Raw genomic sequence first — 10,861 nt, forward strand, 5'->3', positions numbered from 1 at the left:
TCAAGGTGGCCGGCGGCGTCGCCAGCGGCCATCGCCATCTGTTGCCGATAACCCCGGCGGGAGTGCCCGAGATGACGGAACTACGGGTCTATCTACCTGTTCACGACCTGCAGCCCCAGTTTGCCGCATATCTGAGCTCGCCCACCCGGGCCAGGGGCTATCCGCCGTTTGCCGGCCAGCACAGCCTCATCATCGAGGTTGCGCCGGCGCTGGCCATCCATCGGATCGCGGATCTGGCGCTGAAGGCCGCGCCCGACATGGAGCCGGGGATCTTGTACACCGAAAGGCAATTCGGACTGCTCGAATTGCACTCCTCGGACAGGGATGAACTGGAGGCCGCCGGCCAGGCGATCCTGAACGGGATCGGGGCAAAGGCGGAGGACCAGCTCGCTCCCAGCATCTACTATCACGACATCATCGAGGACCTGTCCGATCAGCATGCGATCATCCTGAACCGGTCGCGCGACGCTTCGATCCTTGTTCCTGGCCACAGCTTGCTGGTGTTCGAGCTCGCACCGGCATTGTTCGCCTGCGTGGCGGCAAACGAGGCGGAGCGCGCTGCGCCGGAAACAGTGATCAACGACGTTCAGATGATCGGCGCGACCGGCCGCATTTTCATGTCCGGCCGCACGTCCGATCTCGTGAAGGCACGCGATGCGATCATCCGAACCGTGGAGGCGGTGCAAGGCCGGCGCAAGTAAGCCGGGGGCAGAGGATTTCAGGCGATCCGGGAGGAGACGGCTTGCTCGAAGGGGATAAGCAGCCGGGATCGTGAAAGGCAACAAAGCTGGATCGTAGTTAGGCAGGTGGGCCGCGACTGACAAGCGGCCGGAGAGGGCACCTAGGTGAAGCTTCGAGTTTCTGACGTTTCCAAGCGCTTCGAAGGCGTGACCGCGGTGAACGGCGTATCGCTTGATTGCAGCGCCGGCGAGATCGTCGGCCTTATCGGGCCGAACGGCGCCGGCAAGACCACGCTGTTGAACATGATCTCGTCGCTTCTGGATGTCGACGAGGGCCAGATCACCATTGACGGCCGCGCCGTCCACAATATCGGGCCGCGACGGACCGCCATGGGCGGCATCGCCCGTACATTTCAGAACATCCGCCTGTTCGCGAACCTGACCGTCCGGCAGAACATCGAAGTTGCCTACACGACGGCGCGCCGGCATCGCGCCTCCGCCTTGGGTACGTTGACCATCGAACATCTGATGGAGCGGTGGGGCATCGCCGAGTTCGCGAACCGCAAGGCCAGCGAACTCGCCTATGGGACGCAACGTCGGGTCGAGATCGCCCGCGCTCTGGCCCTTGCGCCGGACTTCCTGCTTCTCGACGAGCCGACAGCGGGAATGGTGGAGGGAGAATCCAAGGACCTTGTCGAAGCCATCATGGCCATCCGCGAATGGAAGGGCTGCGGCGTGATCGTCATCGACCACGACCTGTCCTTCATCACCAGCGTGTGCGAGCGGATCTATGTGCTCGACATGGGCAGCCTGGTGGCGTCCGGGCCGCCGACGGTGCTGCGCGACGATCCGAAGGTCGCGGAAATCTACCTGGGAAGGAAGGCGCGCCGTCGCGCCGAACGGACCGCGAGCGAAAAACCGGGCCCGGCGCAACAATCAACTCAATAAGGGGAAGAGATATGACAACACGCATTCGCAACCGTTTTCTGGCCTCCGCCGCGATCGTCTCGCTCCTGGCCTTTCCCGGCTCGTCCTTCGCCGATGGCGACATCATCATCGGGCATGTCGCGGCCGCAACGGGCGAACTGGCTCCCTATGACAGCGTCACCGGCGTGCAGTGCATGGTCAACATCGTCAACGACAAGGGCGGGGTCCTCGGCGGCCGCAAGCTGAAGCTTCTGTCGCGCGACATGAAGAGCGATGCCGCGCTCGCCGGCACCGCCGCGCAGGAGCTGATCGACGCCGGTGCCAAGGTCCTGTTCGGGCCGCCGACCGACGACGGCCTGATTCCGGCGGGACAGATGGCCCTGCCGCACTCGATCCCCGTTCTTTCCGTGGGCTCCACCCAGGTGCAGTGGCCTGCGGCCATTCCGGGCATCGCCTACCTGACGGCCTATGGCGACAATGCCTCCGCTGCCGCCGCTGCGCAATTCGCCACCAAGCAGGGTTACAAGACTGCCCTGCTGATGATCTCGCACGACATCGGCAGCTATTCGATCGCCACGCCGCGCTATTTTGGCGAGACCTTCGAGCATCTGGGCGGCAAGGTCGTCGGCGAACTCAGCTGGAACTGGGGCACCACCGACTATTCGCCGCAGATCACGGAGATCGCAGCGATGAACCCGCGGCCGGACATGATCTTCTCGGCATTCGTGATGCCTGATGGCGGCGCCTTCATGCGCCAGGCCCAGGCGGCCGGCCTCGACATTCCCGTCTTCGGCACCGACACGTTCGACGATCCGGCCATGCTGACCGCCGCGGGGCCGGGCAGCTCGCTGATGAACCTGGGCTCTCATGGCTTTCCTTCGGAAGGCAGCGCGCTGAAGGCCTTTTACGATGATTGCACGGCGCGCGGCTACAAGATCGAGAACGTCTTCTTCGGGCTGGGCGGCGAAGCCGTCGAGATCGTCCGTCACGCGATCGAGACCGCAGGCTCCGACGATCCGGCCAAGATCAACGAGGCGATCAGCAACATCGAGGACATGAAAGGCATCACGGCCAACTCGATCACCTTCAAGGGTCGGGAAGGCGTGCCGCTGAAGGACGTCGTCATCATCCAGGCGAAAGACGGCAAATTCGAGCTTGCCGACCGGATCCTGCCCGATTGGGTCCCGGCCGGGAACTCGACCTGGAAGCCTGACAACGCGGTCGAGTGATGACCCGCGCGATGCTGGAGCTTGAATCCGTCTCCGTCGACTACGGGGCCGTCAAGGCGGTCCAGTCGGTGAACCTGCGGGTCGAGGAGGGCGAGGTCGTCGCTCTTCTCGGCCCCAACGGTGCGGGCAAGACGTCCCTGATCTCCGCGGTCATGGGCATTGTGCCGCTATCGGCTGGGACCGTCCGCTTTGAAGGACAGGACATTACGCTAGCATCGCCGGAGGAAAAAGTCCGCAAGGGGATCGGCATCTCCCCGGAAGGCCGCCGCGTGTTTGCCAATCTCACCGTGGCGGAGAACCTCCAGCTGGGCGCCAGCGCCCAACTGGACAAGGAGGTTCGCGCCGCGCAACTGGCGAAATACCTGGAGATGTTCCCGATCCTGAAGCAGCGCTACCGGCAGAAGGCCGGCACGCTCTCCGGCGGCGAACAGCAGCAGTTGGCGATCTCGCGGTGCCTGATGTCGCGACCGCGCATCGTCATGCTCGACGAGCCGTCGCTCGGCCTGGCGCCGGTGATCGTCGAGAAGATTTTCGACCTGATCGCGGAACTGAAGGCCTCGGGCCTGACGATCCTGCTTGTCGAGCAGAACGCCAACGAGGCGCTGAGCATCGCCGACCGGGCCTATCTGCTGCATTCCGGCCGCCTGCGTTTCGAGGGCGCCGCGCAGGAACTGTTCAATTCGGACGACCTGATGACCCATTACATGGGCGTGGGAGCCGCGCAATGAAATCATCTTACGCGAACGGCCAAAGGGCTTGCGCATGGAATATGTAGTCCAGCAGCTCCTGAACGCGCTGAGCATCGGCGGCAACTACGCTTTGCTCGCCCTCGGACTGGCCATCGTCTTCAGCGTCATCGGGCTGGTCAACTTCGCCTATGGCGAGGTCATCGCCGTGGCGGGCTATGTCATGTTCGCCGTCTTCACGGTCACCGGCATCGCCTATGGGTGGGTCCTGATGCCGATCGGCATCCTTGCCGCGGTGGTCATCTCGATCGCGCTGGAAAGGGTCGCCTTTCGCCCGGTGCGCTATGCGCCGGCGGCGACCGGTCTCCTGACGGCGTTCGGCGTCTCGATCCTCATCAAGAACTTTTTCATCACGGTCGTCGCGACCCGCTCGAAATCGGTGCCGACCCCGGCATGGCTGGGCCAGCAGATCGATATCGGCATCGCCCGGATCCAGGTCATCCAGCTACTTGAAACCGGGGTGACGGCCGTCGCGCTGCTGCTGCTGCTGCTTATTCTGCGCCGCACCAATATCGGATTGGCGATGCGTGCGGCGGCACGCGATTTCGACATGGTCCGCATGGTCGGCATCAACGCCAACAAGGTCATCGCCGCCGCGTTTGCCGTGTCGGGGTTCCTCGCCGGCCTTGCCGCGATCTTCATCATCGCCAGGCGCGGCGTCGTCAACCCCTTCATGGGCTTCACGCCGGTCCTCAAGGCGTTTGTTGCGGCGGTTCTGGGCGGCTTCGGCTCTCTCGGCGGCGCCGTGGTCGGCGGGTTCCTGCTCGGCGCTCTCGAAGTGTTCTTCCAACTCGTTCTGCCGCCAAGCGTTGCCGGCTATCGGGACGCCTTCGTGTTCGTTCTGGTCGCCGCGATTCTGGTTTGGCGGCCGCAGGGCCTGGTCGGAACCAAGCGTCAATTCGGAGACAAGGACGAATGACCGGATCGCTACGTTCCCTGAAAGGTGCCGCGCTGACGGCGATGCTGCCCATTGCGATCGCGCTGGTGGTGATTGCGCTGGGCGACGGCGCTCAGGTTCGCATCCTCAGCATATTCCTCATCAATCTGATCATTGTGGTCGGGCTGCAGATGTTCATGGGCAATTCGAACATCGTGAACCTCGGCCATGTCACCTTCATGGGCATAGCTGGCTACGCGGCCGCCATCCTGACCATCCCGACCACGATCAAGCAGACCATCATTCCCAATGCGCCCTTCGCGCTGGCCACGTTTCAGTTGGGGCCGATCGAAGCGGGACTTGTCGCGATCGCGGTCGCGATGGCGATTGCGCTTGTCGTCGGGGTCGTCATCACCCGTGAATCAGGAATATCGGCGACCATCCTGACGCTGGCGCTGCTCGTCATAACGCATACGGTGCTCGCCAACTGGGTCGATCTGACCAGGGGCATGCGTGCGCTCTACGGCGTGCCGATGACCGCCAATGTGTGGAGCCTTCTGGCGGCGGCGGTGGTGACGATCTTTTTCGGGCGCTGGTTCCGGGATTCGCCTTTCGGGGTTCAGTTGAGGGCAAGCGGCGAAAGCCGGGTCGCGGCCGAAAGCGCCGGCGTGAACGTGCGCCTTTTGCGGCTGGTGGCGTGGGTATTGGGATCGGGGATCGTTGCCCTGGGCGGCGTCCTGTATGTCTACCTGATCGGCTCGGTGAGCCCCAAGAGCTTCTATTTCGACACCACGCTCCTGACGCTGGCGATGCTCATTCTCGGCGGCATGCACAGCGTCTCGGGCGCGGTCATCGGCGTCGTCGTGGTGACGGCGGGCTTCGAGATCATGCGCTTCTTCGAGACGAGCCCCGTGATCTTGGGCGTCCAGCTTCCCGAATTCCTCGGCCTGACGGGCTTTTTCCTCGGCCTTATCATCGTCCTGTCGATGGCGCTGCGCCCGAAGGGGTTGGCTGGAACCGACGAGGTCGACGAAAGCTGGGAGCGACGGCGTAAGAAGCCGTAGCATGAGCGGTAAGAGGCGGATATCAGGCCCAGGGGCCGATGGATGCGATTTTACCGGGTCCGTGGCAAGGCGAGGCGGCCTTGGTGCTTCCGCATCATATGAACCATCTCAACGATGCATGTCGGCTCCGAAATTGGCCTGCGTCACCGGGTTGTGCGCGATGCCGGATGGATGGCCGCAAGGCGCGGATTTCGCCCTTTGGGAGAGCGACTGAGCCAGCGTGCGGAATGCGGATATCGCCTGGTCCCCTCAGCCGGGCTTGTCCTTCTTCAGGACCAGTTCGTCATATTCACGGCTGGAAATCAGAGCCTCGACGATCATCGGGCCACCGGCCGCGAAGGCCGTCTCCAGCGCCTGCCGCAGACCGTCCCTGTCGGTGGCGGTCAGGACCGGCACACCGAAGATGTTGTCGCCGCCGATGGTGCCCTTGGCGCGGATCGGGGTGCCGTAGATCGGGTTCTGCTTCTTCTGCTGCTTGATGCGGATAAGCGCCAGGTCGTTGTCGGTCAGCACCACGGTGACCATGGGAAGACCGAGCCGCACGGCGGTGGCCAGTTCCCCGGCGGACATGAGGAAGCCGCCGTCGCCGACCACGGCGCAGACATCGACTTGGGGGCGGCACAGCTTGGCTGCGATCGCGGCCGGAATGCCGAAGCCCATCGTCAACCAGCCATTGGTCATGATCTGCCGCCCGGCGGCCGGAGTCAGCCATTTCTGGCCGATCAAATGGGTGTGGGCGCCGACGTCGCAGGTCATGATGCCGTCTTCGGGCAGCACCTCGCGCAGCACGTCAAGCACCGCGCAGGGACCGAATTCGTCCGTGCCCCTGAGGCGCTCGAACATGGCCTGCCGGCGCCCCTTCAACGCCTGCATGTCCCAGTCCTTCGGCACCGTTTCGGTGGCGCACAAGGCGGCGACGCCGGAAGCGATGTCCCCGGTGACCTCGATCAGGTCCGGATAGGCGGCGCGATCGATGTCGGCCGGCTGGTCGTCGATATTGACCAGCTTCACCTGCGGTGCCCAGGATTCGACGTTGAACTCGACCGGATCGTAGCCGACCAGGATCACCAGGTCGCTCTGCTGGTGGGTTTTCCCGACCTCGTCGGAAAGGGCGTGGAAGAGCACACCGGCATAGCAGGGATGATCCTCCGCGATCAGGCCCTTGGCCATGGGCGTGATCACCACCGGCACATTGTGTTCCTGCGCGAACCGGCCGATCTCTTCACCCGCACCGGCCCGGACGGCTCCCAGGCCGAGCGCGATGACCGGCCTGCGCGCGGCCCGCAGCGCGGCCTGCATCTGGCCGATGGCGGCAGGCGGGGCATCGCCGGCGCGGCCGGCCCGGGGCAGCGGAAGTTCGGTTTGGGGCATGCTGTATTCGGCGCTCATGCCCACGGGCAGGCCGACATGGACCGAGCCCGGGCGACCGCCAAGCGCCACTTCTGCGGCGTCGAAGAGGATTTCGCGAACCCTGCCCGGCTCGAGACGCGTGGTCTTCTTGGTGATCGGAGCAAACACCGCCTGGTGGTCGATGCCCATCTGGGTGACGCGGCCGCGCATTCCCGCCGGCATCTCATCGGTCAGCGCAATCAGGGGAGACCGGTCGAGAAGCGCTCCGCCGACACCGGTCGACAGGTTCGTGGCGCCGGGCCCGAAAGTTCCGAAGCACACTCCCGGCACGCCGCTCAGCCGGCCGCAGACATCGGCCATGATGGCACCGGTGCCTTCATGGGTGGTCAGCACGAAGTCGATCCCATCGACGGTGCGCATCGCCTCCATGTAGTCGACCCAGCCGCCGCTGGGCACGCCGAACACGTGGCGCACGCCCATATCGCGCAGCGCGTCGACGACCTGTCTTGCGACCTTGGTCTTTTCCGGCGTGGTCGCGGCGGCCGCACTGGCTTCACTCATAGGCTGCGCAGACATATTTCAGCTCCATAAAATCGTGCATCCCGTAGGGACCGCCCTCGCGCCCGAGGCCCGACTGCTTGACGCCGCCGAACGGGATGGGAGCCCCCGTCATCTTCGATGTGTTGATGCCGACCATCCCGTAATCGAGACGGCGCGATACGCGCTCGGACCGGCCGAGATCGCGCGTGTGGACATAGGCCGCCAGGCCGTATTCGGTGGCGTTGGCCCGGCAAATTGCCTCGTCCTCGGTGGAAAAGCCGCAGATGCCGGCGACCGGGCCGAAGGTTTCCTCATGCATGATCAGCATGTCGTCGGCGACGTCGGACAGCACGGTCGGGGCGTAGAAATTGGGGCCGGCGGCATGCGCACCGCCGCCCAGGTGCAGTTGCGCGCCGCGCTGCAGCGCATCGCGGACCTGTGCATCGACCTTCTGCAGCGCCCTGGCGTTGATCATCGGGCCGATCGTCACGCCAGGGGCGAAGCCGTTGCCCACCTTGAGAGCCGCGGCGCGGGCTGCGAAGCCCTCGACGAAGCGCTCGTAGAACCGCTCGTGCACGAATATCCGGTTGGCGGCGAGGCAGTCCTGACCCGTGGTCTGGAACTTGGCGTTGACGGCATCCTCGATCGCGAGGTCGAGATCCGCGTCCTCGAACACCAGGAAAGGCGCATGGCCTCCGAGTTCGAGGCTGACATGCTTGATCGTCGGCGCGCACAGGCCCGCGATGATCCGTCCGACCTCGGTCGATCCGGTGAAGGAGACGGCGCGGATGCGCGTGTCCCCGCAAAGCAGCGGCACGATCCGGCGGGCATTGCCGGTGACGACCGAAAAGACGCCCGCCGGGCAGCCGGCCTCCTCGGCGAGCCGCGCCAATGCCAGCGCCGAAAAAGGCGTCTCCGAGGACGGCAGGCCGATGACGGAGCAGCCGGCGCCCAATGCCGCCGCAGCCTTGCGCGCCAGCATGGCGGAGGGAAAGTTCCACGGAGTGATGGCCGCCACGATGCCGATCGGCGACCGGTCGACATGCAGCCGCTTGCCCGGAAGATGACTGCGCAGAACCTCGCCGCCGTCGCGCTTGGTTTCTTCGGCGTACCACCGCACGAAGCTTGCCGCGTAGTCGATTTCGCCCAGCGATTCCGCCAGGGGCTTGCCCTGTTCCAGCGTGATGAGCTCGCCGAGCGCCTCGCGCCGGGCCAGCATCAGATCGCACCAGGCATGCAGGGTGCGGCTGCGTTCCAGCGGCAGCATAGTGCGCCAGCGCTGCAGGCCAGCTTCGGCCGCATCGATCGCCTCGCCCACCTGGCGGTCCGACAGGCTCGGGGCCCGGCCGATCTCGGCGCCGGTGGCAGGATCGGACACGGCAAAGCTCTCGCCCGTCTCGGACCCCTGCCAGCGGCCGCCGAAGCAGGCGCGGTCTTCGATCAGCGCCCTTGCCCGCTGCCGCGCATGCTCGAAATGGCTCACTGCCTGCTCCCGGACTTCCGATTGACCGCGCGGACTATCGGCCCGATCGCAGGCGGGAAACAAACGAATAGCGCTGTGTTCATGAATGAGCGGAATTCATGCATGAAGTCGGCCGACAATTGCCGCCGGGCTTCGACGGAGGAAAAAAAGCCCGGCGCGCGGCCGGGCTCATGCTGTCGATTCGATGGGGAAGGCGAAGATGCTGCCGGTCAGGTTCCGACCCGCAACGGTGCGCGTAATCTTTTGAGCGCCGCGATGACGGAAAGCGCGGTGATGCGCCCGGTCTTGGGGTTGTCGGTGGGCACGTTCTCGATGGACATCGAGAAGGAGGCGCTGTCGGAATCCACCTGGATATGGTGGGTGTTGCGGTTGATCCCGGGATCGGCCCAAATGTCGAGCTGGGTTTCGTCGGGGCCGGAACCCGCAAGCGACAGCGCCACCGCAACGTTGAGATTGGCGGGAAAGCCCACCGCCGCCTGGCGCGCGGTGCCGGAAAAAATCCGCAGGGGCTCGGTGATGTCCTCGATATCGATGTTGTTCGACACCAGATAGGGTGCGCCGACAAGGCCGCTCACCGGCTTGCGGGTGGTCATCCTGACGCTGCGGATCTCGCCCTCCGCGGCTGCGCTCACTGCATCCAGCCCGAGCAGCGCGCCCGAGGGAACGATGATCTGACCGCCGCTTTCCCGGGCCACGTCGACCAGATCCATATGGCGCAGCAGCGCCCCGCAGGACAGGACGATGGCCTTCTTGCCTACGTTCACGAAGGGCAGCACGATCTCGCGCAGCAGGGCCGCCGGCGCGCATTCCACGACGACATCGGCATAGGGCTCCAGTTCGTCGATGCCGACGATGGTGATTTGGCCGTGTTCGTCGCCAAGCTTGCGGCGCGCCGCGTCCTTGTCGCGAACCGCAACAGCTCCCAGGACGAAGCCCGGCAGGCCCTCTCTCAGCCGCTGCGCGACCTGCAGGCCCACGGCGCCCAGGCCGGCGACGGCAACGCGCAGTGGTTGACCGGGGCGTGTTTCGGGCAGGCTCGAAACGTTTGCCGATGCCATGGTCATGCCTTTCGGTTGGCGGACAGGGCCGCGTAGTGGTCGTGAACGCGGCCCGGCGTGGTGAACCAGATCTGGTCGCGATGCTCGTTCAGCTTGTCGAGCACCCGGCGGAATTGCCGAAGCCGAAAGGGCTGTCCCACGATGAAGGTGTGGATGGTTATTCCGTAGACCAGCGGCTGATCGCGGGATTGCAGCAGCATCTCTTCGAGATTGTCTATGGCCATGTCGGCAAAGGCGCTGCCGGTCCCGTCGTGCAGCACGATCATCGGTACGTCGTTCACTTCGTGGGGATAGGGAACGCTCATCAGCGGCCCGTGCTTCGTTTCGAGCCAGCAGGGCTGGTCGTCCATCGGCCAATCCAGGGTGTAGCGGTAGCCACGCTCCTTCAGCAGATCTTCGGTGTTGGCGCTGGGGTGCGCCCCGGGCGACATCCAGCCTTTCGGCGGAGAGCCCTCGTTCTCCCCGATCAGCCGCGTGACCCTGTCGATCACGGCGGCCTCCTCCTCACGGCTCATGCCGTTCGGGTGCTCGGAATTCGTATGTCCGTGCGCGACGAACTCGTCGCCGCGCTTGCGGAATACCTCCAGCAGTTCGGGACAGTGATCGTAGCAGGCCGTGTTGAGCAAAATGGCGAGCGGCAGGCCATAGTCGTCGAACAGCCGCGCCAGCCGGAAGCCGCCGACGCGATTGCCATATTCGCGCCAGCCCCAATTGTAGCTGTTGGGATGCTGCAGGCCCGGCGAATAGGGCAGCCCCATTCCCGAGCCGTATGAGAAATGCTCGACACAGAGCGCCACATAGACGGCCAGCCGCTTGCCTTCGGGCCAGGTGAAATCGGGCCGGTTTTCGATCGGCGAGTAGGTCAGCCGCGGATTCTGAAGGAATTCCATTATGTGGCCTCCGTGTC

At 64.8% G+C, this 10,861-nt stretch carries 10 protein-coding genes; 6 read left to right on the forward strand and 4 right to left on the reverse strand.

Annotated features, from left to right (window positions below):
* Positions 1-5 precede the first annotated feature (5 nt).
* From ACTDI4_RS00845 to ACTDI4_RS00870, 6 genes are all read left to right on the forward strand, one after another.
* Entirely contained in the window at positions 6-701 is a 696-nt protein-coding gene (locus ACTDI4_RS00845) for a hypothetical protein (RefSeq protein WP_442839320.1), read from the forward strand.
* 195 nt (positions 702-896) lie between these two features.
* Complete coding sequence (locus ACTDI4_RS00850; RefSeq protein WP_442839321.1) at positions 897-1,628, forward strand: ABC transporter ATP-binding protein; 732 nt, start codon at positions 897-899, stop codon at positions 1,626-1,628.
* An 11-nt stretch (positions 1,629-1,639) separates the two neighbouring features.
* Positions 1,640-2,836: an ABC transporter substrate-binding protein gene (locus ACTDI4_RS00855; protein WP_442839322.1), complete on the forward strand. Its 1,197-nt coding sequence runs from the start codon at positions 1,640-1,642 to the stop codon at positions 2,834-2,836.
* 11 nt (positions 2,837-2,847) lie between these two features.
* Positions 2,848-3,564: an ABC transporter ATP-binding protein gene (locus ACTDI4_RS00860; protein ID WP_442839463.1), complete on the forward strand. Its 717-nt coding sequence runs from the start codon at positions 2,848-2,850 to the stop codon at positions 3,562-3,564.
* 34 nt (positions 3,565-3,598) lie between these two features.
* On the forward strand, positions 3,599-4,501 hold the full coding sequence (locus ACTDI4_RS00865) for a branched-chain amino acid ABC transporter permease (protein WP_442839323.1): 903 nt from the start codon (positions 3,599-3,601) through the stop codon (positions 4,499-4,501).
* The gene (locus ACTDI4_RS00870; RefSeq protein ID WP_442839324.1) at positions 4,498-5,523 is read left to right on the forward strand and encodes a branched-chain amino acid ABC transporter permease; all 1,026 of its coding nucleotides are present in this window, start codon (positions 4,498-4,500) and stop codon (positions 5,521-5,523) included. Before ACTDI4_RS00865 ends, ACTDI4_RS00870 begins: the two co-directional genes overlap by 4 nt.
* A gap of 249 nt (positions 5,524-5,772) precedes the next feature.
* Here the strand turns inward: ACTDI4_RS00870 and ACTDI4_RS00875 are convergent, their stop codons facing one another.
* From ACTDI4_RS00875 to ACTDI4_RS00890, 4 genes are all read right to left on the reverse strand, one after another.
* Complete coding sequence (locus tag ACTDI4_RS00875) at positions 5,773-7,449, reverse strand: thiamine pyrophosphate-binding protein (protein ID WP_442839325.1); 1,677 nt, start codon at positions 7,447-7,449, stop codon at positions 5,773-5,775.
* The gene (locus ACTDI4_RS00880; protein ID WP_442839326.1) at positions 7,427-8,896 is read right to left on the reverse strand and encodes an NAD-dependent succinate-semialdehyde dehydrogenase; all 1,470 of its coding nucleotides are present in this window, start codon (positions 8,894-8,896) and stop codon (positions 7,427-7,429) included. Before ACTDI4_RS00880 ends, ACTDI4_RS00875 begins: the two co-directional genes overlap by 23 nt.
* Before the next feature lie 209 nt (positions 8,897-9,105).
* Entirely contained in the window at positions 9,106-9,954 is an 849-nt protein-coding gene (locus ACTDI4_RS00885) for an aspartate dehydrogenase (RefSeq protein WP_442839327.1), read from the reverse strand.
* Between the two features lie 2 nt (positions 9,955-9,956).
* On the reverse strand, positions 9,957-10,844 hold the full coding sequence (locus ACTDI4_RS00890; protein WP_442839328.1) for a polysaccharide deacetylase family protein: 888 nt from the start codon (positions 10,842-10,844) through the stop codon (positions 9,957-9,959).
* Positions 10,845-10,861 lie beyond the last annotated feature (17 nt).

The sequence above is a fragment of the Mesorhizobium sp. PUT5 genome, from assembly GCF_052216645.1.
In the GTDB taxonomy this organism is placed as follows: Bacteria; Pseudomonadota; Alphaproteobacteria; order Rhizobiales; family Rhizobiaceae; genus Mesorhizobium.